The organism is Catenulispora pinisilvae (genome assembly GCF_015356865.1).
In the GTDB taxonomy this organism is placed as follows: domain Bacteria; phylum Actinomycetota; class Actinomycetes; order Streptomycetales; family Catenulisporaceae; genus Catenulispora; species Catenulispora pinisilvae.
Genome location: NZ_JAAFZA010000012.1, coordinates 48,938 through 71,669, shown reverse-complemented (window position 1 = coordinate 71,669; position 22,732 = coordinate 48,938). Strand labels below are relative to the sequence as shown.

The 22,732-nt window shown below is 69.2% G+C and carries 29 protein-coding genes; 24 read left to right on the top strand and 5 right to left on the bottom strand.

All coding sequences use genetic code 11. The annotated features are described in order from the left end of the window. Nucleotides 1-21: 21 nt before the first annotated feature. From IZR01_RS05960 to IZR01_RS05945, 4 genes are all read right to left on the bottom strand, one after another. Nucleotides 22-1,560 carry a terminase large subunit domain-containing protein gene (locus IZR01_RS05960; RefSeq protein WP_194923190.1) on the bottom strand — a complete coding sequence of 513 codons (1,539 nt, stop codon included), beginning with the start codon at nt 1,558-1,560 and terminating at the stop codon, nt 22-24. 41 nt (nt 1,561-1,601) lie between these two features. Then, entirely contained in the window at nt 1,602-2,060 is a 459-nt protein-coding gene (locus tag IZR01_RS05955) for a hypothetical protein (RefSeq protein WP_194923189.1), read from the bottom strand. Next, a complete protein-coding gene (locus IZR01_RS05950; protein ID WP_194923188.1) occupies nt 2,057-2,254 on the bottom strand; it encodes a hypothetical protein in 198 nt (65 codons plus the stop codon). Before IZR01_RS05950 ends, IZR01_RS05955 begins: the two co-directional genes overlap by 4 nt. 259 nt (nt 2,255-2,513) lie before the next feature. Continuing rightward, complete coding sequence (locus tag IZR01_RS05945) at nt 2,514-2,837, bottom strand: WhiB family transcriptional regulator (RefSeq protein ID WP_323746925.1); 324 nt, start codon at nt 2,835-2,837, stop codon at nt 2,514-2,516. Between the two features lie 618 nt (nt 2,838-3,455). Here IZR01_RS05945 and IZR01_RS05940 point away from each other — a divergent pair. The 12 genes from IZR01_RS05940 (at nt 3,456) to IZR01_RS05885 (ending at nt 10,126) form a co-directional block, all read left to right on the top strand. Further along, complete coding sequence (locus IZR01_RS05940; protein ID WP_194923187.1) at nt 3,456-3,896, top strand: hypothetical protein; 441 nt, start codon at nt 3,456-3,458, stop codon at nt 3,894-3,896. A gap of 633 nt (nt 3,897-4,529) precedes the next feature. Further along, nucleotides 4,530-4,916 carry a DUF6197 family protein gene (locus IZR01_RS05935; protein WP_194923186.1) on the top strand — a complete coding sequence of 129 codons (387 nt, stop codon included), beginning with the start codon at nt 4,530-4,532 and terminating at the stop codon, nt 4,914-4,916. Continuing rightward, a complete protein-coding gene (locus tag IZR01_RS05930; protein WP_194923185.1) occupies nt 4,913-5,305 on the top strand; it encodes a DUF6197 family protein in 393 nt (130 codons plus the stop codon). The genes IZR01_RS05935 and IZR01_RS05930 overlap by 4 nt, the downstream gene beginning before the upstream one ends. Nucleotides 5,306-5,595: 290 nt before the next feature. Further along, a complete protein-coding gene (locus IZR01_RS05925; RefSeq protein ID WP_194923184.1) occupies nt 5,596-6,039 on the top strand; it encodes a hypothetical protein in 444 nt (147 codons plus the stop codon). 108 nt (nt 6,040-6,147) lie between these two features. Next, on the top strand, nt 6,148-6,378 hold the full coding sequence (locus tag IZR01_RS05920) for a hypothetical protein (RefSeq protein WP_194923183.1): 231 nt from the start codon (nt 6,148-6,150) through the stop codon (nt 6,376-6,378). A gap of 42 nt (nt 6,379-6,420) precedes the next feature. After that, the gene (locus IZR01_RS05915; protein ID WP_194923182.1) at nt 6,421-7,065 is read left to right on the top strand and encodes a hypothetical protein; all 645 of its coding nucleotides are present in this window, start codon (nt 6,421-6,423) and stop codon (nt 7,063-7,065) included. An 81-nt stretch (nt 7,066-7,146) separates the two neighbouring features. Continuing rightward, nucleotides 7,147-7,461 (top strand): hypothetical protein, encoded by a 315-nt coding sequence (locus IZR01_RS05910; protein ID WP_194923181.1) that lies wholly within the window; start codon nt 7,147-7,149, stop codon nt 7,459-7,461. 3 nt (nt 7,462-7,464) lie between these two features. Then, complete coding sequence (locus IZR01_RS05905; RefSeq protein WP_194923180.1) at nt 7,465-7,803, top strand: hypothetical protein; 339 nt, start codon at nt 7,465-7,467, stop codon at nt 7,801-7,803. 84 nt (nt 7,804-7,887) lie between these two features. Next, the gene (locus tag IZR01_RS05900) at nt 7,888-8,325 is read left to right on the top strand and encodes a hypothetical protein (protein WP_194923179.1); all 438 of its coding nucleotides are present in this window, start codon (nt 7,888-7,890) and stop codon (nt 8,323-8,325) included. 124 nt (nt 8,326-8,449) lie between these two features. Next, entirely contained in the window at nt 8,450-8,740 is a 291-nt protein-coding gene (locus IZR01_RS05895) for a hypothetical protein (protein WP_194923178.1), read from the top strand. After that, nucleotides 8,737-9,231 (top strand): hypothetical protein, encoded by a 495-nt coding sequence (locus IZR01_RS05890; RefSeq protein ID WP_194923177.1) that lies wholly within the window; start codon nt 8,737-8,739, stop codon nt 9,229-9,231. The genes IZR01_RS05895 and IZR01_RS05890 overlap by 4 nt, the downstream gene beginning before the upstream one ends. Next, complete coding sequence (locus IZR01_RS05885; RefSeq protein WP_194923176.1) at nt 9,224-10,126, top strand: hypothetical protein; 903 nt, start codon at nt 9,224-9,226, stop codon at nt 10,124-10,126. The genes IZR01_RS05890 and IZR01_RS05885 overlap by 8 nt, the downstream gene beginning before the upstream one ends. On the opposite strand, the gene IZR01_RS54075 is transcribed toward IZR01_RS05885, so the two are convergent. Next, nucleotides 10,097-10,372, bottom strand: coding sequence for an ANTAR domain-containing protein (locus tag IZR01_RS54075; RefSeq protein WP_194923175.1), 276 nt, complete (start codon nt 10,370-10,372; stop codon nt 10,097-10,099). The genes IZR01_RS05885 and IZR01_RS54075 overlap by 30 nt on opposite strands. 264 nt (nt 10,373-10,636) lie before the next feature. On the opposite strand from IZR01_RS54075, the gene IZR01_RS05875 reads away from it, so the two are divergent. The 12 genes from IZR01_RS05875 (at nt 10,637) to IZR01_RS05820 (ending at nt 22,702) form a co-directional block, all read left to right on the top strand. Then, nucleotides 10,637-11,821 carry a DUF932 domain-containing protein gene (locus tag IZR01_RS05875; protein WP_194923174.1) on the top strand — a complete coding sequence of 395 codons (1,185 nt, stop codon included), beginning with the start codon at nt 10,637-10,639 and terminating at the stop codon, nt 11,819-11,821. A gap of 10 nt (nt 11,822-11,831) precedes the next feature. After that, a complete protein-coding gene (locus IZR01_RS05870; protein ID WP_194923173.1) occupies nt 11,832-12,122 on the top strand; it encodes a hypothetical protein in 291 nt (96 codons plus the stop codon). Then, nucleotides 12,119-13,858 (top strand): DNA polymerase III subunit beta, encoded by a 1,740-nt coding sequence (locus tag IZR01_RS05865; RefSeq protein WP_194923172.1) that lies wholly within the window; start codon nt 12,119-12,121, stop codon nt 13,856-13,858. Before IZR01_RS05870 ends, IZR01_RS05865 begins: the two co-directional genes overlap by 4 nt. Next, entirely contained in the window at nt 13,855-14,538 is a 684-nt protein-coding gene (locus IZR01_RS05860; protein ID WP_194923171.1) for a hypothetical protein, read from the top strand. The genes IZR01_RS05865 and IZR01_RS05860 overlap by 4 nt, the downstream gene beginning before the upstream one ends. Beyond that, on the top strand, nt 14,528-16,294 hold the full coding sequence (locus IZR01_RS05855; RefSeq protein WP_194923170.1) for a DUF7715 family protein: 1,767 nt from the start codon (nt 14,528-14,530) through the stop codon (nt 16,292-16,294). The genes IZR01_RS05860 and IZR01_RS05855 overlap by 11 nt, the downstream gene beginning before the upstream one ends. 75 nt (nt 16,295-16,369) lie before the next feature. Beyond that, a complete protein-coding gene (locus IZR01_RS05850; RefSeq protein WP_194923169.1) occupies nt 16,370-18,199 on the top strand; it encodes a hypothetical protein in 1,830 nt (609 codons plus the stop codon). Between the two features lie 200 nt (nt 18,200-18,399). Further along, nucleotides 18,400-18,912, top strand: coding sequence for a hypothetical protein (locus tag IZR01_RS05845; protein ID WP_194923168.1), 513 nt, complete (start codon nt 18,400-18,402; stop codon nt 18,910-18,912). Nucleotides 18,913-18,924: 12 nt separating this feature from the next. Next, the gene (locus IZR01_RS05840; RefSeq protein ID WP_194923167.1) at nt 18,925-19,416 is read left to right on the top strand and encodes a DNA cytosine methyltransferase; all 492 of its coding nucleotides are present in this window, start codon (nt 18,925-18,927) and stop codon (nt 19,414-19,416) included. 64 nt (nt 19,417-19,480) lie between these two features. After that, complete coding sequence (locus tag IZR01_RS05835; RefSeq protein WP_194923166.1) at nt 19,481-20,038, top strand: DNA (cytosine-5-)-methyltransferase; 558 nt, start codon at nt 19,481-19,483, stop codon at nt 20,036-20,038. Nucleotides 20,039-20,067: 29 nt separating this feature from the next. Beyond that, nucleotides 20,068-21,561, top strand: coding sequence for a hypothetical protein (locus tag IZR01_RS05830; RefSeq protein WP_194923165.1), 1,494 nt, complete (start codon nt 20,068-20,070; stop codon nt 21,559-21,561). A 26-nt stretch (nt 21,562-21,587) separates the two neighbouring features. Beyond that, complete coding sequence (locus IZR01_RS05825; protein WP_194923164.1) at nt 21,588-22,250, top strand: hypothetical protein; 663 nt, start codon at nt 21,588-21,590, stop codon at nt 22,248-22,250. Nucleotides 22,251-22,267: 17 nt separating this feature from the next. After that, nucleotides 22,268-22,702 carry a hypothetical protein gene (locus IZR01_RS05820; RefSeq protein WP_194923163.1) on the top strand — a complete coding sequence of 145 codons (435 nt, stop codon included), beginning with the start codon at nt 22,268-22,270 and terminating at the stop codon, nt 22,700-22,702. Nucleotides 22,703-22,732: the final 30 nt, after the last annotated feature.

Here is a 22,732-nt window from a genome sequence, read left to right as displayed (position 1 = left end):
TCAGTTGTGTATTCAGTTGTGTCAGGGCCACCACTGATCGCTGTGGTCCTGATCCCCGCCGTCGGAGGGAGCGTTCTGCTCCCACCACGGCGAAGGCTCATACTCCGACGACCGGTATCCGAAGGCGCCGATCGTGGCCGGGACGACCTCGGAGGTCGCGGTATCGAAAATCACGAACTCCGGGCCCGCACCGAGGTTGATCAGCAAATACCGCAGGGCATCGCTCGCATGATCTTCAGCGTCGGTGTCGATGTCCTCCGGATCCCCGGTGGTCGCATGCGGCATCGCCGGCAACGTGCGGATCAAGTTCTCGCACACGTCGAAGACGTGCAGCAGCGGACAGGTTTCCCAGCCCATGGCGCGGTGGTGTGGGCACGCGGGCGCCTCGGCCAGGTAGGAGCGCACGCGCTGCCACCCGGTGACCCTGCTGCCCTTGCCCTTGCCGGCCGGGGTGAGGTGCACGCCGTTGTCGGCGTAGACGTCGCTGATCGGTTTGGCGTCGCCCCGGGTCGCCCACATCGCGTCATCGGCGTACCGGGCGACGATGACTTCCTTCTCCGTCTCGGCCGCGACGATCCGGTGGGCCTGCTCGCTCTCACCGACGCCGGGGCCGTAGTGCTCTCTGTATATATAGGTGCGGCCGTCTTCATCGACGGCTCCCCACAGCACGCAGTACGGCTTGGCGAACCCCCAGTCGATGCCGTTGTACCGGCGCCAGGACTCGGGGATGGCGATCGGGGAGATGACGTGCCGGTCGGCCCGGAAGTCGAACGCCTGCCCGGCGAAGCTGGACCAGTCGCCTTCCAGGAACGCCTTGCGCAGCTTGTCCGGCAGCGCCTTCAGGTCGTCGACGTACTCCTTGTTCAGGTGGGGGTTGTCCGTCACCGAGGACGGGATGAACCGCACCTGCCGGCCGCGGGCGTCGGTGACGATCCTGCGGCCGTAGTTGGTGGCGTCGACGTAGCGGGTCTTCACCGCGAGGTGGCCAGGGCCGCCGGGGTTGGAGCCGGAGCGGATCCCGATCACGGGGATGTCGGCGCGGCCCGAGCGGAGTCGGGACTCCAGGAACGCGATCACGTCCGGCGGGGTCAGGGTCCGCTCGTCGAACAGCAGTAGCTGGTACTGGCCGCCCTGACGGCGGGTGGCATCCAGGATCGTCTCTGCGTACCGGAACATGATCACGCTTTTGTTCGGGAAGCGGAGCTCGAATTCGGAGCCGTTCCACACCCCGCCCAACACCTGCGCGTAGGAGTAGTTCGCGAGCTCGGCGAGCAGGGACTCCTTCAGCTCCCCGTAGGTACGGCGAAACGCGCCGATCCTGATACCGGGAAAGCGGATGCAGTCCTTGATCCCCTCAGAGATGAGGGCCTTCGTCTTCCCACCGCCTGCGGATCCACCGAGCAAGACATCGAACTCGGTCGCGGCATGGAACTCGGCCTGGCGCGGCGTGGGAACGTAGTCCAGCGCGGCGAACACATCGAGGCCAGCAGCCTCGCGGGCGCGGACGGCGTCAATCTCCTCCTGGAGCTGCCGCAGCCGCTGAAGCCGAGCAAGCTTCACCGCCTCCAGAGACTCGCCACCGCGCCGATCCCGCGGCGGGCTCACGGCTCCAGGTCGGTCTCGCTGACCTCGCCACCCGCAATGGCCTGGCGCGCGGCCAGCTCGTTCTCCAGCCGCAGGATCTCGGACTCGACCGTGGTGAGTGCAACCACCTGCTGCTGCGGGAATAGTCGGCGCCGGGCCTCGACAATCCGCACCCCCAGCTCCACATGCCGCGGGGAGCCAGCCATCGCCTCCTCCCACACCGCGCACAGCAGCTCATCCAGGCGCAGCTGCTCGATCGCGATGTACTCCTCGGTGGCCGCGGACTGCTCGCGCACGTTCGCCGCCAGAGCCCGGCGGATGTCAACGGAGACATGGTTGGCGCTGCCGTAGCCGAGGGCTGTGGCGATGTCCTCCAGCCGCGCCCCGGACACCTTCATCCGCACTGCCTTTGCCCGGCGCTCGGCGACCTGGGCGTGGGTGGCACGCGCCCGCGAGGACCGCTTCGGCCCGCTCACGGTGTCGCCGCCGGGGTCAGGCAGGTGCACGGGCCGGGCCAGGTGCAGGTGGCCAGGTGCAGATAGGCCGCCGAGTCCAGGCTCATGGCGTGGGTGTCGCAGCCGAACACGGCGACGTTCGCGGTGGTCTCGCCGGGTGGCAGGGTGATCTGGGCCAGCTCGGCGTCGGTGACTATGCGCTGCCACTGGAGCACGGCCGGGGCGGTGCACGCAGGTGCGCTGCACTGGCGCGGCGGCGGCCCAGGGGCGGGCAAGGGACCAGTCGGCTCGGTCATGGCAGTTCTCTGATTCAGTTGTGTATGAAGTTGTGGTGGCCGACCGCCGGAGGTGTTTGGCGTGGGCCTGCCGCTGCAAAGTGGGGTGCACGCGGGCAGGGCCGCTCACGCCGTGACATCCGGCGGCCGGCGGTCTAGGAGAACCCCGGGGTTCGAGGCCCGGGGAAGGGGGGTCGGGTCAGCAGGTCGTGGACTGCGGCAATGCGGCCTGGCGCATCCGGCGGCGCTCCTTATCGGTCAGGCCGCCCCACACCCCGTCGTGCTCAGGCGTCGACATGGCGAAGTCCAAGCACAAGTCCCGCACCGGGCAGTCCGTGCACACCGCCTTGGCTGCCGTCTCCCGGGCGACGCGCTCCGCCTTCAGCTCGCCGTAGCGGCCGAACCCGGGGTCGACGCCGAAGAACAGGTCCGGGTCCTCATCCCGGCACGCGCCGTAGGACATCCAGGCCGGCAACTCGCCGATCAGTGCCGCGAGCCGCGGTGGCGCCGTCATCGTCGTCATCGCATGGATCCCTTCCGGACAGCGCAAGACACCACCCCGCAGTACGGGGCGAGGTGAACCAGGGGGCCAGACCGCTGCCGGCCGTCGGCCGCGTCAGGAACGCGGGAGCCACAGGGAAGCCTGGTGGGGATGTCGCCACGGCCAGTCAGGCCAAAGGCAGGCGGAGCGGTTGAGTGCGTCTGGGCACACCGATGCCCGCCGATCAAGAGGGTACGGAGCGCCGAGAACGAGCACAAACGATTCTCCGCGCAGGTCAGACGAGACGCCGCTAAGTAAGGGTTCTTACAAACGGATCCCTGGGGGGTCAAAAATCCCGGGAGCCCACACCATCCATAAACCCCCTAATAACAAGAACAAGATCGAATAGGCGCTGGTGATCTTGATTCGCGCTGGTGACGGCGCGTATCAGTCCCCTGGCTTGCGCGCACTTCGATCTTGAATCGAGCTCGCGGACGACGGGCGGCGCGCGGCGCGGGGGTGGTGCGGATACGGACCCGTGAAGGTGCGGGATAAGGGGCCTGACCTGCAATAGTTGACTTACTGGGACTCCATAGGCAACTCTTTGGGACATCGCCGGACGGTCCGGCGGGAACGGCGGGACGGAAGGGAGGCGGGACGGTGGAGGAACCGGAGACCTCGCCCGAACGGGCGGCGGAACGGAAGGCGGAAACGCTGGCGCGGCTCGCACAAGAGCGGGCAGCACAGCTGGAGCGGGTGAAGGCGCGCACCGCCGGAACCGCGAACGGCATCCCTGGCAAGACGGCGCACCGGTTCGTCTACTCGACGGACCCGCGCCTTGCCGGTGCTCTGCGGGTCAAGCGGGAGCGCCAGCGGGACGAACGCGCTAACCGTCAGGTGGCGTGGCAACTGTCCGGGCCGCGCTTCACCCCCTACAGCGGGGGCAGGCGCAGACGGACGGACGCCCCGGTCACAGCTGCGGTGCGCACGGTGCAACCGGCGCGCGCCGTACCGACCGCACCCGCGCCGCAGTCCTTCACGCAGGTGATGGTCACGGTGGGTGCGAACCGGAAGTGGTTCGCGACCGGCGCCAACGTCTGATTTCTCGCACGGCCCGGTGACGGGTCGCCGCGCGAGCCTCACGGCCCCCTCATCACGGGGTCGTGCGGTTGGCGCGGCGGGCTGACCGCCGACACAGCTTCAAACCCCGCGCGCCGTACGCCTCGCCCGGCTATGGACGTCGCCACCCCGCTACCGACGGGATGGCGTGTCCACGGGTCCGGCATCGGTCGGGGCCCGCCCACGGCTGCCAGACGTGGACGCTAACGCTCTCCCCTTGTGCTGCGGAGCACCGGGAGGCACCACCGCACACCCCCAGGTATGCGGTGGTCATAGAAGGCTGCGCGAGCGAATTCGCGTGTGGATGCAGGGGAGCTAAGCCTCGGAGGGTGACCCCAGCGACAGCGGTTATGGAGCCGTGCTGTCCACCCTGCTATCCACGGTCCGCGTGAGCGGCCAATAAGAGGATTCCTACCGGCCGTGGTGCCTGCCTGTTGTAGCAGGCCGCACCAGGCCGGGGCAGTCCGGCACCGTCCCGTGTGGGAACGGTGAGCCCCGCCCGCCACCCCTTCTCTCCGGTGACCGGCGCGGTGCGTGGTGCAAGTCCACGCCCGGACGCGAACCCGCTGCCCGCTCCGGGCGCGGGGAATCCCACACAACTATGGAGGACCGGTCATGAGCACCGCCCCCATCGCCCAGTTCCGCACCGACCTGGCGCACGCCGCCCGCATCATCTCCACCAACGGCCTGATGCAGGGCAGCCTGTACGACTACCAGCAGGCCGAACGGGACGGGATACCGCCGCAGCAGTGCCGCGTGTGCGGTCTCGGCGCCATCCACACCGCCATCACCGGCACCCCGAGTCCAGAACGCTGGACGTCGGACCGGTACAGCGCGGTCACCGACCACCTGGCCGACTACCTGTTCCACCACTACGGCGGCACCATGACGCTGCCGAAGTGGAACGACAAGCCCGGCCGTACCGCCAAGCAGCTGGCCCGCCTGCTGCGCAAGGCAGCCTTGTGGACGCCCACCGCGCAGCCGCTGGCGCTGGCCGCGTGAGCACCACTACCCACACCGCCGCGCGCGCCGACCTGCACCAGGTCGAGGCAGACCTGCGCCGCGCGGCTGAGTTCGTGCTGCGCAACGGTCTGCACCGGGGCAGCTACTACAACCACGAGCAGGCCGCCGAGGGCACACGGCCCCGCGACTGCCGGGTGGACGTGATCGGCGCGCTTCGCATCGCCATCTTCGGCACGCCGATCCCCGCCGACCTGGACGAGTCCAAGGACCAGCGATACGGCGAAGCCCTAGAGCACCTGACCACCTGGGTCTGGTACGCCTACGGCCTGCGCCTGTTCCCCTGGTTCGACCGGGCCCGCAACACCGCCCAGGACACAGCAGCCGACCTGCGCAGCGCCGCAGCCTGGCGACCGGAGACACACCGGTGAACGGCCACGACCGCAACGAAGACCTCGTCTTCCGCGTATTCGCCGTCCTGTTCGTCGCCGCTGGCATGGCCAGCTTGGCGTACCTGCTGTGTGGACGCGAACTCGTCCCACCGGGACCACCGACAAGTCAGGTGACAACGGCCAGCCCGACCCCGTGACCGTTCCTGGTCCGGATGACACGCCTCGTGGCGTGACAACACCGTCATCCCCCGGTTCGTCTTCGACCCGTCGCATGCTGCGGCGCGCCGGGCACGCCGGGATCCCTGTTCTGATCGAGTTGGGAGTCTGGCGTGTCCAAGCGTGTGCAGCGCCGCCGTATTGGTGGCGGCGCGGGCCTGTCCGGTCCGCACAGTGAGCGGACGCGTGCCGTTCGTTCGTTGGGCGGCCGTCTGGGTGATCTGCGTCAGCAGTGGCGGACGCGCTCCGCTACCGGCTGGGACGCGCATCTGCTGACGGTGGCACATCTGGAGGTGATGGAGGCCTCGCGCCGGTGGTTCGCCGCTGCGGGGCGGGCGACGTGTGTGCACGGTGAGCTGTGCGAGGGCACGAGCTGTCTGCCGTGCCTGTTCGCCGAGGACGCCACCGAGACGGCTCGGGTGCGGGCGGTGCGGGACATGATGCGTTACGGCGCGTGGGGCGCGCCGGAGGTGTGGTCCGCAGCGCGGGCCCGGGTGTGCTCGGTGCGGGTGCATTCCATCCCGCTGGGCCAGGCCGGCTGGGCTCTGGCGTCCTGATCCTGTAGTTCCGGCCGGGCAGGGCCGGTCCTCATCCTGCCGACCTGGTTCCGCGTCGTAGCGGTTCGGGGTACCAGGCGGTCCTGCGGGGCCGCCGTTGTCCTGCGCATGAGGGAGGCCGGTCCGGCCAGGCCCGCGCATCTTCGAGTTCTGATTCCTGCTCTGAAGGGTTCCGCCACGTCCATCGAGATCATCGAGTCCGCGTCGTCGTGGATCGCCACCGACGGCCACCGCCGCTACGAGATCAACCCGGGGTCGTCCGGATTCGTGGTGCGCGACGCCGCGACGGGTGAGCAGATCGCCGCGATCTGGGACCTGTCCGAGGTCGAGGACCTGTGAGCCCTGCCCCGATATCCGTCTGCTGCCGAAGGGAGCCGTGACATGAGGCTCCGCACCTGGTTCCGCCGCAAGTCCAAGAACACCACCACCAATGAGGGAGAGAACATGGCCGCGTCCGTGAAGAACCTGGAGTTCAGCCTCGCCACCGACGGCGGGAACAGCGTCTACCAGACCATCCGTCAGGTGCAGGCGTCCCTGGACGACACCGACCTGCTGGCCGAGGCGGTGCCGTCGCTGTCCCGGGTGCTGTCCGTGGTCAACATCGGCGGGAAGCGGGCGGTGGCGGTGATCCTGGCCGAGACCGAGCCCGCGCCGACGTTGGCCGAGGAGCTCGACGACCTGATCGAGGCGATGGCGACCGGCTTCGGCCGGGAGGTGAAGAAGCCGGCGCGCGGTAAGGCGGCGGTGGACCCGATCACCCGGCTCGACGCGGTGGCGGAGCGGGCCGAGCAGATGCGGGAGTCGGTGGTGTACCTGCTGGCCTCGACGCTGGACATGGCCACCGGCGGCGACGCGAAGAAGGCCAAGGCGGCGCTGACCGTTCTGGACCTGCCCGGCCGTCTGGTGGAGGCGCTGCTGGACACCCCGGTCACGGACGAGCCCGAGACCGGCGAGCCGAGCACGGACCCGGACCAGATCAGCCTCAAGAAGATCAACAACGTGAAGGCGGTGAAGGTCTCCGCCTGAGACCCGCCCCCACGCCTCGACGGGTCGCGCATTGTACGTGGCCCGTCGGCGTTTACTCCTGCTGATCGGAGAGGACGGCGAGTGAGCCGCCACCTGATACCGAACGCACCTCACGAACACCCCGACGTCGCGACGATTGTCGGGTGGGACCCGGATCGGCGCACCTACTTCTGCGACTTCGAGCTGCACGGCCAGCCGGTCAAGACGGTCGCTGGCGTCGACCCCGAGGAAGTCCCCTCCGCCGACTGGCTGGCCTCGCTCCTAGCCGCCGCCGGGATCCACATCCCGCCGATGCTGGTGGCACGGCTGCGGCTGGAGTCGCTGGCCCTGTCCACGGTGGACATGCCGCATCTGGACTGGCGCAGCGGTGAGCCGCTGCCGGTGCGGGAGGGCTGAGCCGTGGCCGACATTCACGGGCTGCGCGCCACGCTCGCGTTCATCCGGGCCAACCCGCAGCTGTGGGACCAGGGCTCCTGGCTGCACTGCTTCGCCGCAATCGCGGTGGAGCTAGCCGGGTACGACGTGCTGCCGTCGCTGTGGGTGCGACTCGATGACCGGTCGATGCAGGTGTGGGACGCCGCCGCGAAAGTCCTGAACCTGACCGGCAACGAGGCCCGGCTGCTGTTCGCTCCCGGCAACACCCTGGCCGAGCTGACCGCGCTAATCGGTGAGATCGGTGAGATCGTCCGGCCGTACAAGTCGCCGCGCCACGCCCGGCACCTGCGGCCGGTCGGTTGACGGCGCTGCACCGCCCCGGCTGTGGTGTCGGGGCGGTGCAGCGTGCCAGCCGGCACGGACTTCCCCGATCCACCGGAGGATTACTTGGCCGACGCGACAGTCACGCGCCGCCAGCGATGGGCCATAGCCGCGATAGCGTTCGCTACCGCAGTTGTGGTCCTGGCCCTCATCGCCGCCGTCTACACGGTGATCCAGCATCACCGGGCCGCTAGCCAGACCACGGTGACCATCACCGTCGTAGACAAGCGGGCCGACTACACCACCCGGACCACCGGCAGCACCGCCCCGTGCTTCCGGATATTCACCGACGCCGGGGTGTTCGCCGACCGCAACGAGGTCACCGCGCACAAGTTGAACTCGCAGGTGCTGTTCGACCAGCTGATGTACGGCGGGGTGTATCAGGTCCAGATACGCGGTACCCGGCACGACAACCTCGGGGTCTACCCCAACATCATCAAGATCGTGCGGGTGATCACGCAGGGGCATCCGAACCCTGCGGTGGTGATAGCGCCGAGCACCTGACCGGCCGCCGCTGAAGCGGGCCGGTAGGCAGTGCGGCCCGGGTCTGCCCCGTATCGGCGGACCCGGGCCGTGCCGCGTCCCTGCCCCGTGTCGTCCATTCACCCCTTCCCGATGGGAGTTGCTGATGTCTGCTGTCTCCGCTGACCCGGCCGAGGCCATGGCGAACTCTGTGCGTAAGCCGCTGCCGGTGCTGGCGCGTGCTGCCGCCGCGAAGCTGGCCGCCCGACGCCGACCACCCAGACGCCACGGCCCGGTCGGGCTGTTCCTGCTCAGCGCCGCATCGGTCATCAGCGGCTACAGCAGCTGGTGGACGCTGTGTTTGCTGCACGGCCCGGCCCGGGTCCTCACCGCCGGTGGCATCTCCACCGGATACCTGATCGGCTCGGCGCTGTGGCGGCGCGGGTGGCTGGGATGAGCATCTGGAGCATCGCCGCCGCCGTACTGCTGGCCAGCACCCCCACGCCCACCGTCCCGCAGGCATCGAGCGGGCCGCACACCGCCAACCTGTACTCGTGCCGGTCTGCACACGTCGGCTCGTACTGGCACGGCGGGATCGAATCCGACGCCTGCGACGGGCCGCTGCCGGACGGCACGTTCGGCGGCGAGGGCATCACCGGGCTCGACCCCAGTGGGCGGATCAACCACGGCTCGGGCCGCATCCGTTCCTGCACGGTGCAGCTCAACCGCATCGTGCACGGCCGTGCCATCCCGGTGCCCGGCGCCAGCAGCACCGAGTCCGGCCGCACCCCGGAGTACTTCGACGGCCGGTTCTGCGACGCCATGGACGCCTGGACCCCGCCCCGCGGGTTCTACAACGTGACCATCACCTACCGCACCGGCGTGGGCAGGACCGTGCAGACGGTACAGGGCCCGGTCGGGTTCTACCCCGGCGGCGCTCGTGGCTGACGCCGAGGTTGAGCGAGTACGCAGAGCTCTGTGGCTCGACGTCCTGGCTGCCAACAGCGAGCCGGAGCGGGCGGTGCTGCGCTGCGCACTGAACATCCTGAGCGGTGCGCGCACTTTCGAGATCGATCCAGTCACCGGAACCGCCTACACCGTGGCCGCCTTCGAGCAGGCCGCCGTGGCCTGGGCCGAGCAGCACGCCGAGTACGACCGGCACGAAAGCCCCGACACCGACTGGTACCGGCACCAGCTCGCACTAGAAGGCCGGGCAGTGCAGGCCAAGTTCGCGACATTCCATCCGCACCTGGCCGAACCCCGCTGGTTTCCAGGCCACGGGCCGCGTAGCTGTGTGTTCTGCCTGATGGTCGCTAACGAGGCGGCCGGGCTGCCCGTCGAGAGCGGCATCGACCCGGTCACCGGAGGCGTTGCGACGCCGGAACCTGTGGTGCTGGTCACCGATCCTGAGCGCGCCTCGACCACGGCGACCACCCGGTGGGAACGCGGCACGGCCCAGTTCGCCGGCCGGGACTACTCCTGGCAGATCGGCTACCAGGTGCGCGCCGACGGCCGGGAGCACGAGTTCAGCGTCTGGGCCGGGACCACCGTCACACCGCAGCAACTCGCGCTGCCCAGGTGGGAGCGCACCGGCCCGGCGCGTGAATGCCACGGCGGCACCAGCTGCTGCTGCGTGAGCATCGGCCACGCCGACCGCGCCCGAGGCATCGACTGGCACCTGCGATGGACCGACGCCGCAGGCGACGCCATCGAATCGCAGTGGTTCGACGACGGCATGCACACCTCCGCCCGCGACCTCATCACCCTCATGATCCACACCGGGCCGTGGGCCGAACGCCAGGTCCCGGTGAGCTCACCATCCGTTGGACAAGGGCACGAATGACTGACCAAGACCGACCGGGCAGTCCGTGCCATCGGTGCTGAAGCGGAGGCGCCGGGCCACGACATCGGCGGCAACGTCTGCGACAGTCTGCCGGTGGTCGGCGGCGTAGGCCTGCAACCGCTGCAACGCTGTTCGGATCGACACCGCGAGCTGAACGCTGATCATCCCAACGGCTTGGTGGACCACGGCCCTGTCACCCAGGATGTGCGGCTTTTCGGGCTGTGCCCCGTTGATCTTCTGATTCATGGTGGTGCCCCGGTTCTCTGGTCCGATCACTTCGCGGATGTCGGCTAGCCGTGCCGGGTCTGGTGCGGACTCGAAGATGTTTCTTGACCCTATGCCGATTCGGGACCTCGGCGACGGAGGTGCTGACGGCCTACCAGACGACCACCAACAGAGCAGCCCCGAGCCGATCACCGCATGACCGACAACGCTTCCCAGATCCCGGCCGCGCCACGTCCTGTGTGAGCGGCCGTTCCCACGCTGACCTCTCGAAAAGGAACGTGACCGTTGAGTGAGCCCGTGATCCTCGACCGGCCCGCCCCGCCCCCGAGCGGGGACCTGACGCTGCGCAACTCCGACCTGAACACGCTGTTCGACATGCTGACGGAGCAGGCCGCCAAGGCCGTGGACGTGGTGGTCCCGGCCGCCCAGCTGCGCGCCGACGCCGCCCGGCTGTCCATCCCGCAGACAGTGCCGCACATCGACGAAGACGGCGTGACAATGCTGGACGGACTGTACGTGCCGACCCGGCACGCCGAGTCCCAGATCGCCAACAAGCTGAAGATCCCGCTGGAATACCTGCGGCGCCTGCGCGCCGATGCGCCGGGGCTGTGGGAGGCGAACGTCGGGCACTGGCTGGCCGATGCAGGGGACTCGGGCAAGTCCTTCCTGCTGCGGCTGCTGGTCGACCCGCAGCGCGGCGGCGGGGTGCTGCGGGCGCTACTGTCCTCCCGCTACGGCATCATTGACAACCTGGACGTGCTGCTGTGCGCCCTGGACGGGATCCGCGCGGCCGGCGTCAACGTCGAGGTCACCTCCTGCGACCTGTCCGAGACCCGGATGTACGTCACCGTCGTGGCCCCGCAGATCGCCGTGGCCGCCCGCGGCCTGCTGGCCGGGTACCGGTCGCCGTTCGACCCGTCGCGCACGGGTGAGAACATGCCGATCATCAGCGCCGGGTTCCGGTTCTCCAACTCCGAGGTGGGCGCCGGGAAGTACACCATCGCCCCGTGGCTGCGCGCCGAGGTGTGCGGCAACGGCCTGGTGCAGACCATGGACACCGTGTCCCGGGCGCACATCGGGGCCAAGCTGGACGACGGCACAATCGATCCGTCAGCGGCCACGGTGGCAGCGTTCAAGGCCCTGGTGACCTCGCAGACCACCGATGCGGTCACGAACTGGCTGACCCCGGAATACGTGCAGAAGAAGGTGCAGGCCATGCAGTCCGCCGCCGGGGTGCCGGTGAACGACGCGCCCAAGACGATCGAGTACGTCGTCAAGACCCTGGAGATGCCGAAGGCGGCGCAGGCCGAGCTGCTCAACCACTTCATCAAGGGCGGGGTGACCACCTCCGGCGGGATCCTGCACGCCGTCACCTCCGTGGCCCAGACCATCGACGACCCGGACACCGCGCACAAACTCGGCGACTCCGGGATCCGGGCGATGGAGCTGGCCGCCGCGTACAACCGCTGAGGAGGCCGCCGTGTTCGGGTTCCTCAACCCCGACTACACCGCATACGTCATCGACGGGGTCACCGCCGTGCATTGGGTGCACGCCAGCGGCGAGCTGTTCACCTACACCGACCGAATCCGCACGCCGACCGGCCTGCACGCCACAGACCGGCGCCAGGCGGGGCAGCTGGCGCACGAGATCGCCGATCGATACCTGGCGGACGGCGCCCTTCCCCAAGCCGGCGCCGTTCCGCCGATCGATACGTCGGCAGCGGCTGTACACCACGTGCCCGACCACCCAATATGGAGGACCCCCGCTTGACCACAACCCTGGAGCTCACCACGCCCGCCGCCGACCAGGCGGCGGGCGCTTCTACTGCCACACCGCAGTTCAACACCACCGTCGATCGCAAGGCCCTGCTGGTCGCGGGCAACGGGGTGGCCGCCAGCCTGCCGACCAGACCGGCCGCCCCCGTGCTGGCCGGGATCGTGCTGGAAGCCACCGACGGCCACCTGACGCTGTCCGCCTGGAACTTCGACCACGCGACACGCGATCGGATCCCGGCCGTCACGACCACGCCGGGCAGGCTGCTGGTGCACGGCAGGCTGCTGCACGACCTGCTGAAGAAGCTGGACGCCGACAGCGTCACCCTGTTCGCTGAAGGCTCCAAGCTGATCGTGCAGGCCGGGCCCACCCGCTACACCCTCCAGACACTCCCGGTCGAGGACTACCCGCAGCTGCCCGCCATCCCAGCCGCAGGCGGAACGGTCGATGCCCCGGCACTGGTCGCCGCCATCAAGCGGGTCATCGTCTCGGCAGCGCGCGACGACACGATCCCGATGCTGACCGGCATCCAGATCACCGGCGAGGGCAAGACGCTGACGCTGGCCGGGACCGACCGATTCCGGCTGGCCACCGCAGAGGTCCCCTGGATCCCCGACGACCTGGACGCCGAGACGTGGACGGCTCTGCTGCCCGCGAAGCTCCTCAAGACCGTGGCCACCCGCTGGGCCAAGACCATCGGCGACCTACGCCTGACCTGGCAGCCCGAAGCCGGCGACGAGATCGCAGCCGAAGCTAAGGCGCGCCAGGTCCTGGCCGAGTTGGAGTCTCGGATGTGGCACGGCCACCCGGACGTCGTGAAGGCACGGGAGATCGCCGACCGGCGCACCGAGGCCCGCGTCCAGGCCGAGCACCGGGCCGGGCTCGCCGGGCTGGCCTTCGGGGAGCAGCACACCACCGGCCGCTGCCTTAGGAGCGAGTACGTTAGGTACCGGTCGCTGTTCCCGACGCAGAACACCGGGGCGGTCGCCGACACCAAGGCCCTGCTGGCCGCTGTCGAACGGGTCGCCCTGGTCGCCGACCGCACCTCACCGATCCGCATGACCTTCGACGGCACCAGCGTCCTGCTGGAGGCCGGAGCCGGAGACGAAGCACAGGCCAGCGAACCGGTGCCCGCCGTCTGGCCCGGAGAGACCCCGCTGGTCGCCTCGTTCAACCCCGCATACCTCATCGACGGACTGAAAACCCTGAACACCCAGTACGTCCGCATCGGCTTCACCAACCCGGCCAAACCGGTCGTGCTGACCGGACACCACAATCTCACCGCCGACGACTACGACGGCTACCGCTACCTGATGATGCCGCTGCGCACCCCCGGCCAGAACGCCGCCCCAGAGCCGGAGACGGCGGCGCCTGAGCAACAGCAAGTCTCGGCCACGGATAAGCAGCAGCCCGCCGACGGGCTGGAGGAAGACCAGCAGGCGGCGGCGTTCATGGCGACCGTCGGCACCCACTGTCTTGGCCAGGCTGTCGCCGCCGCCCACCGGGAACAGCGCGACGCCCGAGGCACGATCGCGATGCTGCGGGCGGGCGTCGACGCTGAGTCCGCGGACTGGCTTGAGGAGCGCGGCACCCAGGACATGAACGAGATCATCGCCGAGACCGAAGCGTTCATCACATGGGCTCGGACCGCCCCGGCCAGCTGCGGCCCGGACTGCGTCCCGTGCGCCGCCCTGACCACCGCATCAGGCTGTGAAGGCGGTGACCTGCCGTGAGACCCATCGGCTACCGCTACACCACGCCGGACGGCGCATGGTTGAACCTGTGCCGGATGTGCACCCTGCTGGCCATCCGCGCCGACTTCGCCGCGGTGCTGCCGCCCGTCGACCCCGAGGCGGCGACACTGACGGTGGAGCACCTGCTGGAGTGGCTGGAGACCACCGCGCCCGAGGCCGACGACCGGTTCGGCGAGATCTACCCGCACACCGCCAACCATGGCGAGGACCAGGCCCTGATCTGCGCCCGCTGCCCGACAGCCATCTGGTCGCCCCCAATCAACGTCGCCCTGCTGTCCAACATCGCCAACCTGATACGCACCCGCCCAGACCTGCACGACAACCAGTTCTGGGCAGCCCGTGTGAAGACCGGCACGGCGTCGTACACCACGTACTGTGTCGGGGGCTGGGCGATTGTGCTCTCCGGTGGCCGGTTCGACTGGCGCCGTGCCCGCTGCGCGGTCTCCCACGCTCGGCGCTGGCACGCCCTGACCAGCTCGGTGGTGCGGCCCGAAACGCTGCCCGACAGCGAACGCATCTCCCTGGCGGCCCAGCGACTGCTGCGTGTCAACACCGCCACGGCACGCCGCCTGTTCAACCCCGCCGCCAGCAGCACCGACGTCCTGTCCATCATCGAGGACATCTTGGCCGCACCTGCGGGGGCTGCCGGTGCTCCCTGACTACACGCCGGACCGGCTGCCGGAGCCGCCGGTGTTCACGGTGACCGTGGCCGGCCCCGAACGCCACGACGGCGAAGCCCCCTACACCTACGTGGTGCACGCCGCCGACGAACTTACCGCCCGCGCCCTAGTGCTGGCCTACCACGCCGCCAGCCATGAGCTGCGGATGGCCGAGTTCCGCATCGACACCGAACGCGGCCCGGTGTGGCGCTTCGGCTACGACCCTGCGCTGCGACCCGACGTCGTGTTCGTCCCCCGCCACTCCTTCCCCAACACCCCGGCCTGGCCTGACGACACCCTGGGGCAGGCCTGGCACGACATGCGCCCTGCGGCCGAACAGGCCCAGATGGTGGCGGCCCTCGCTGCCGAGCACCACCGGCTTGAGGTGGCGCGGGACTTCGGCCTGGACGTCGCCCACATGAACATCGGCCTGTCGGAGGTCCCGGCCATCCCCGCCCGGGACGCCGTCCTGCACGTGATGCAGTTGCGGGCCCGATGTGTCCTTTCCCCCGGCCGCCTCAGCCCGGACGGAGCAGACACCATGCCATTCATCCTCGGCACGGCGCATATCCGTGCCCTGACCACCGCCATCTGCGACCGCGACCTGGCAGGCGGCGTCGAGCCCGACGAGGTCGGCCAGATCCTCATCGACGCCAACTACAACGCCGTCAACCTGAATGCCGGCACCGATGAGGATCCCCCGCCCTACTTCCACCACCGCTTGGCCACAGATCACTGGGCGCTGCTGAAGGCCGCGGACTGCTACCGGTTCCAGATCCAGGGCCTCGGCAGCGAGACTGGCGTGGCTGCCTACGGCGCCGTCGGCAGACTGCGCGCCGAGCTGATTGAGGCGCTGGGTGTGGACGACGACTACCGGATGCGGTTCGAGTGGGACGCCGCCGACGGCTGGCCCCTACTGCACGCCGTCCCCGCCGCCGTCAGCCGTGCCGAAGCCCTCATCGAGCACTACCAGGACCTCAACGACATCGAGGAGCTGTCTCCACCAGACTGGGGCCAACACATCGCCGATATGTTCGCCGACCTGCTGCGCTACGCCCACGACACAGACCTGGACCCCTTCGGGCTACTGGACACCGGGCTCAACCACTTCCACGCCGAAACCCGCCAGCCCGAGCTGAAGCCCAAGCCGAAGACGGCCGAGGCGCCGGTACAGCGGCTGCTGGTCGCAACCGCCCAGACCCAGGGCCGAGACACCTACGACTTCTGCCGCACCCTACCCGGGGAGATCGTGTATCCCGGACCCTGCCTGCACCCACAGCCGTTCGGCGCCTGCGGCTGCACCTACTCACTGGTGGGAGTGAACTCCCGGGAGCGCACCACCACCTTCGCAGTGGCCGACGTGCCGATCAGCCGCGAGGAGCTGCACCGGGCCTTGGCCAAGGCCGAGAACAGCGCGCCCGACGGCGCCGATGCCGACGGGGTCGCCCAGCTGGCCGAGGAGATGCTGGCCCTGGCCGCCCGCTTCCCGCTCGGGGCCGTGCTGGGCCGCACCCACCGCCGCTACCGCCGCCGACCTCTCGCTTCCACCCCGCCGACTGCGCCACCGCAGACTCCGGCGCCTGAGGACGACGAGCCGAAACTGTGGACCGTACAGATCAGCCGACGCCGCAACTACCAGTACACCGTCGAGGCCACCGACGAGGACGACGCGATGGACGCGGCGTGGGACGCCTTCGATGAGGACCGCAACATCGTCGACCACGACTCCGACGTCCACGTGAGCCTGGCCGCGTAGCCCCGCCCCACCCCCGGCCGCCCGCATATCGCACGGGCGGCTTTTTCATGCCCCCAACCGTTCCGGGAGTCATCTGTGAGTACCCGCTCCGTCGTCGCGTTCGACGACGGCGAGTCCATCACCGGCATCTACGTGCATTCCGACGGCTACCCCGAGGGGCGGCTGCCGGTGCTGCGCGACATCTACACCAACACCTTCTTCCGCGACCTGGACCAGCTGCGCACCACACTGCTCAAGCACCGCGCCGGCTGGTCCCTGCTTTCCACGGACACCGCATTCACCGCCGACTGGGCGACGCGCCTCAGCCACGGCCTGGACGTCCCCGGCGTGGGGGTCGCCTATGCCGAAGAAGACTTCGACATGACCGGCTCCGGGTCCGAAGTGTTCGCAGAGGAATACGCCTACGTCTTCGACCTGGCCGACCAGTCGCTGAAGGTGTTCAAAGGCGACCGGGAGACCGAGCACCTACCCGAGGCCGAGTGGGCACCGATCGGACCCGAACCGCAGGCGCGGCTACTGACCATCGTCGCGGCCGAGCTGCCCGGCACGGTGTGCCTGAGCGGCCGGATGCCCGTCTACACCGAGCACCACATCCGAGCCCTGATGCGGCGGCTCGGCCTGGAGCCCGGTGCGCAGCTGCGCACCGACGACGGCGGATACCTGGCCGACCTCTTCCACGCCGCCGTCGAAACCGACCTGCTGCCCGGTGCCGTCTACTTCGTCACCGACGGCCCCGCCCAGGACAGCGAAGGCGGCTGGATCAACCTGCCGGTCGACATCCCCGGCGTGGACGTTCAGACGACGGCCATCCTGGCCGGCGACTTCACCGGCAACCACTACAACCAGCACAAGCAGCCCGACACCGCCGCCGCGGTACGGGAGGTGCTGGAATGCATGGCCTCCCGAATCACTACCGCCATGGCGAACCTGAACACCTGGCGCGCGCCGGAGCCGGTGTACGTGCTGAACATCCGGCGCCCAGACGATCCGTCGGAGTCCGTCCATCACGGACCCGAGCCGCGTACGTACACCCTGGATCTGGGCGCCGCCTTCGACGGCAAGGCTTCGGATGCGACGACCGCGCTGGAGTGGACCGCCCGCCGAGTGGTGGATCTGCACACGTGGCCGGCGTCGTTGCGCTGGCGGGCGCTGGACGAGATCGAGTACGCAGTGGGTGCCTTCCCCGCCGCGATGGCTCTGGCTAGCACGCTTTTTCCGGAGCAGGTGGACCCGGCGCAGGTGGAGTACGCCCGGTTCACTCTGGCCTGGCTGGAGGTCAACAGCGGGGCAGGGCTGGACTCCTGGATCATCGAATCCTTCGCCTCTGAGCCTTCCGCGGAGCCAAGCTATGGACAGGCGTGTCTTGCCGCTGCCACCTCTCAGGGGCTTGACCCGATCACGGCCGCGCTGTCCGCAGCCGGCATCGAGCATGAGGTGGCGCAGACCGGCGGGTTCTGCATGGTCGTCTCCGTGAACGGTCCGCGCAAGCACTGGTTCGGCATCACCGCCTCGGAGAAGCCCGGCTCCGCTGGGCACTGGCTACTTGTGCGCTACAGCAGCGCCGGATACGACGAGGGGCACGTACTGGGCTGGGCCGTGCCCACCGACGCCGTGATCGACCTGCTGACCCGGCACCAGCGAGCGACCCGCACCGCCCCCGTACAGTCCACGAACCCGGGCATGCGCACTGCACCGGCGAGGGCCGTGGCCGCCGTGTCAGACGCGGTGAACGCAGCCGTGGACCAGCTCACGGAGGAACTGCCGCGCGTATTCGCCGACCACCGCAACGACCTCGGCGACTGGTGTCCATGGTCTCTCGTGGGAGTCACCGACACCTACGACGACGATCTGTGCCCGGCGGGCTGCCGCAGCAGCTGGATCGATGATGATCCTGAGTCGGCGTGAGCCTGTCAGCTCACCTCCGACGCCGCACCGGCGCCCGCTTCCGCCGGCGCATGCGCGTCGCGCTGCCGGTCCGGCCGTACCCGAAACCGACTTTCGACCCCGGCTCGCACCGTCTAGACGGAACCGGGACACGTTGAAAGGAACGCCCCCATCACGCACTCCAGGCACCACGACGCCCCGGATTCCTGGGTGGCCTGACAATGTCCGATGTGCCGCGCATGGTGCGCATCCTGGCCACGATCGGCGACAACCACGACCCACGCGATAGGGACCACCTGTTGAGCCCGGAGCAGCAGGACCTGCTGCACCGAGTCTGCCGTGCCCGGTCCGCTATGGACGCGCACGACCGCACCGCAGGCGTCGCCCCCGAGCTGCCCGCCCTGTCCGACGGCGCCCTGGAACACCTACTGGCATCGGCCGGGCTCGACCCGGTGGGCCGGATCACCGCTGGTCCCAAGCACATCGACCTAATCGTGGAGGTCGCAGTCGAGGACGGGCTGCTGCCTGCCGGATCCGACTGGTCCGGCCTGGACTCGCGGTCGGCCAGCGTGTTCCTGACCGCCGACGGCCGTGAAGTCGCCGTAGACATCAGTGAACTGATTCCTGGCCAGGGCCGAGAGACCAGCACGGTAGCGGCGGCACGGCATGTACTCACTGTGCTGCGCCGAGCGCTCGTAGGACTGAACCCACACGTCGTGCCGGACCCACGATGAGAAAGCGAGCCGATGCCCATCCTGGAATTGTGCGCCGGCTACGGCGGCCTGGCCCTCGCTGTGGAAGCGCTCACCGGCGACGTGACCACGGTGGTCGCGGAAGTGCATCCGGCCGCCTGCAAGATCATGGCCGAGCGGTTCCCCGACGCCCCGAATCTGGGCGACGCCCGAAAGATCGAGTGGGAGGCGCTGCGCGGCGAGGTGGACATCATCAGCTGCGGGTTCCCCTGCCAGGACATCTCCGATGCCGGAACAAGGAAGGGCATCACCGGTGAAAGATCAGGACTCTGGTTCACCATCGCCCAGGCTGTACGGATCATTCGACCCCGATACGTGTACCTGGAGAACGTCAGCGCAATCCGAAATCGGGGACAAGGCGCGGTGCTCACATCGCTTCACCAAGACGGGTATGACACGAAATGGACAACTCTTCGAGCTTCAGATATCGGTGCCGCCCATCAACGTGAGCGGTGGTTCGCCATCGCCACTCCTTCCCACGCCTAGAGCAGCCGACGGCAAGCGCGGACCCACCTTCAACTCCCCCAGCCACGCCGGCGGGGAGGACTTGGTGACGGTGGTGGTCCGGCTGTACCGGGAAACCAGCGAGATGCTCCCGGAGCCGGAGGCGCTGTTCAAGACGCCCACGGCGAACCTGGGGAGCAACGGCGCCGCCCAGCACCCGGACAAACGCAAAGCAGGCGGACACGGCCCGACCCTGGCTGACGAGGTGTGCTTCCTGCTGCACGTCCAGCCCGAGGACCAGGCACCCGCCGGACCACACTCGCCGCCCCAGTGGTGGGGCAAGTTCGCCGCGGCGGTCCGCCGGTGGGAAGTGCTGACCCGTAAAGCTGCTCCGGTGCCGGTGATGCGCGGCCCGCGCGGCGGGATCAAGCTGTCCCCGCGGTTCTGCGAATGGCTGATGGGCCTGCCCGAAGGCTGGGTCACCGAAGTCCCCGACGTGCCGGTGAACGAACAGCTCTCCCGTATCGGCAACGGCGTCGTCCCGGCACAGGCATACGCGGCGTTCAAGCTCCTGCTTCAAAGCGACGAGCAGTGGAACCGCAATTGCCGCCTCAGCACCCATCACCCCGACCGCGCCGACGATGCTCTGCCAGCCGCGGCCTGAACCGGCAACGATCCGCCAAGGAGCGCCCCTTGCCGACCATGAGCGATGAGTTCGACGGCTTCGACACCACCGAGCACCAGGCGGCCCAGTCCGGCTGCCACCACTTCGTGCACTGCGCCGTGGACGCCAACACCCGCCGTGCCATCAGCGCGGACCTGAACAACGCCCGTGCGACCACACCCGGGCTGGTCCCGGTCTACCTGGCGGCGCTGACCGGGCCCTGCACCCTGCCACCCACGACCAACGACACCGCACCGAACCCGGAGGACACCATCACCACCGAGCCCACCGACCGCGACGGCCTGCCGGACGACCCGAACATGCTGCTGGACATCATCACCCACGCCGGCACCCTCGGCGCCGAAGACGACCAGACCGCGGACGTGCGCGCCTTCCACAACCTCGACAACCGCTTCGACGCCTACGCCCCGGGTCACCGGCTGCACGAGGTGTTCACCGACACCGTGGCCGACGTGGACCCGTACGACATCTGCGACGACGTGTGGACGCTGCTGAACATCGGCGAGGACCCGACGTTCGGCCCGCCGGATCCGCGGGCCGTGGACTACCGGCGCCGCGGCCACCGCTCACTGTCGATCGGCGACGTCGTCGCCGTCGGCGTCGGCGTCGGCGTCGGCGTCGGCGAGCAGTTCTTCGCCGTCGCAGACGGTGGATTCACCCGGATCACCGAACGTCCAACGATCCTTTCCGGGAATGAGGCGTCGGACTTGGACTTCGAGCGGCGCACCGCCGACGGCGTGTACGTCATCGTCAGCACCCAGGCCGACACCTGGACCGATGAGCGATGGACACTGAAGGTGCCGCGCAAGATGTGGGACCGCGGAGACGAGGACGCGCTGTGGGAATGGGTCGAGGAGCACTTCGACCGGCACAGCGAGTTCCTGGACGAGGAGCACGGCGACGAGTCCAACCGCGAGTTCCGCCGCGAATCGGGCCTGACGGAGACCGAGCCCCCCACTGTCAAGACGGAGCCGACACCCCGCCAGCGTGCCAAACGTGATGCCGGACTGTGCGAGGCGATCTGGTCGGCGGTTCACAGCCTCGGCGAGCACCTGGACACCGAGGACTGGCAGCGCCTGGAGAAGGCGATCCGGCACTCGCTCGTGCCCGAGACCCTGGCGCAGGTGGTCACCTCCGCACTCACCATCTCCCCCCACGAAGAGGACCCGGCGCCGACAGAGGGAACCAGCAACAACGACACGCCGGCACCCACCGGTCCTGCGGCAGGGCAGCCCGTTCGAGCGAGCGAAACCTCCATCACGCACCTCACCACCGCCCAGCACCGGGTGATCCGTGACGTCCTGGTCCCGGGGCATCCCCAGACGGTCGTGCTGCACACCAGCACCGCCCGGTTTCTGATGCCCCCGGCCGAGGCGGTGGATCTGGTACGAGCCGAACTCGCCAAGCTGTCCGGCCGCGGCCACCCGCGCCAGTCGATGGCTGGCGTTCTGCGCAAAGCGCAGGCAGAACTGGCGGCAGCGCAAGAACGCGGCGCCGCCTGACCCCTGTCGAAGACAGGAGCCCCGACGTGCCGTACACCATGACCCGCTCCAGCGACGGGCAGATGCACATCAGCACCGTCACCGATGTCCAGGCGCTGAGGATCCTTCGGCGCGCGCTGCGTCTGCACGCCGACGTCGCCGCCGACAAGCACCACACCGTCACCATCACCCGAACCCGCCTGATCCTCGACGGCGAAGACACCGCCGAGCGGCGAACCGTACTCACTCTGCGGCCCGAACCTCGGGCGCCCAGGCTGACCCGCACCCAGTACGAGGACCTGGCCCGGATCCGCCAGGCCGGCACCGCCGCGCGTCTGCGACCAGACGGACGGATCGGCGGCATGTTCTGCCAGGTACCGTCAGCCGCAGCCCGCCGCCTGCTTGACCGCGGCCTGGCCGTTACCGCAGACGGTGACCGCGTCAGCATCGGGATAGCCGGGCTGCTGGCCGCAGCCGCCCACGAGCACCCGGTGCGCACCACTACGCCGCGCGGCTGGCACGACCCGGAGAACGGCCGACTGCCCACCACCCGGCAGCACCGGCGCCATCCCTACCAAGTGCCGGACTTCTCCTCCACAGCGGTGTGCTCGTGCGGATTCCGCGCGGCGGCCGACCGGCGACCCTTCGCCTCCACCTTCGCCCGCCAACACCTCGAACAGGTTCTGCGCGACGCGCTCCTAACCGCCTGACCACAAAGGAGATGCACATGGACCCCCGTGCCGTCGCCGCCTACGGCTACGACTTCGCCGCCGGCCCCAAACTCACCGCCCAGCCCGACGACCCGACCCCGCCGTGGCAGAGGTCCCACGAGGTCTTCTACATCGCCGCCGAGCGGCGTCTACTGGAACTGATCGGGGGCATCGACGGGCCCGACGACCCGCAGCTGGACCCCATGGCCGACCCGGCCGACGCAGTGGCTGAGCATCTTGGGGTGAAGGTGGTGGACCTGGGCTATGACCACCCCATGGAGGGCTTCCTGCTGGCCGCGACCAGCGCCGAGACCAACTGGGACAAGACCAAGGACATCGACCTGACGATCCCGGACGGCGCCGAGCAGAACCTGAACCGCGCGGCACGGCTGCTCGGACTCGACACCGGCGACCAGCAGCCCCGTTGGATGCTGGCCGCATACCAGAGCTGATCCACACCCCACGCCGAGTGCAGGGCCGTC

What these genes read in the sequence shown, in the direction of transcription:
- IZR01_RS05945 (WP_323746925.1), bottom strand. Translation starts at nt 2,837, where the DNA reads ATGACGACGATGACGGCGCCACCGCGGCTCGCGGCACTGATCGGCGAG.
- IZR01_RS05935 (WP_194923186.1), top strand. Translation starts at nt 4,530, where the DNA reads ATGAGCACCGCCCCCATCGCCCAGTTCCGCACCGACCTGGCGCACGCC.
- IZR01_RS05920 (WP_194923183.1), top strand. Translation starts at nt 6,148, where the DNA reads ATGAGGGAGGCCGGTCCGGCCAGGCCCGCGCATCTTCGAGTTCTGATT.
- IZR01_RS05915 (WP_194923182.1), top strand. Translation starts at nt 6,421, where the DNA reads ATGAGGCTCCGCACCTGGTTCCGCCGCAAGTCCAAGAACACCACCACC.
- IZR01_RS05895 (WP_194923178.1), top strand. Translation starts at nt 8,450, where the DNA reads ATGTCTGCTGTCTCCGCTGACCCGGCCGAGGCCATGGCGAACTCTGTG.
- IZR01_RS05890 (WP_194923177.1), top strand. Translation starts at nt 8,737, where the DNA reads ATGAGCATCTGGAGCATCGCCGCCGCCGTACTGCTGGCCAGCACCCCC.
- IZR01_RS54075 (WP_194923175.1), bottom strand. Translation starts at nt 10,372, where the DNA reads ATGAATCAGAAGATCAACGGGGCACAGCCCGAAAAGCCGCACATCCTG.
- IZR01_RS05845 (WP_194923168.1), top strand. Translation starts at nt 18,400, where the DNA reads ATGTCCGATGTGCCGCGCATGGTGCGCATCCTGGCCACGATCGGCGAC.
- IZR01_RS05840 (WP_194923167.1), top strand. Translation starts at nt 18,925, where the DNA reads ATGCCCATCCTGGAATTGTGCGCCGGCTACGGCGGCCTGGCCCTCGCT.
- IZR01_RS05820 (WP_194923163.1), top strand. Translation starts at nt 22,268, where the DNA reads ATGGACCCCCGTGCCGTCGCCGCCTACGGCTACGACTTCGCCGCCGGC.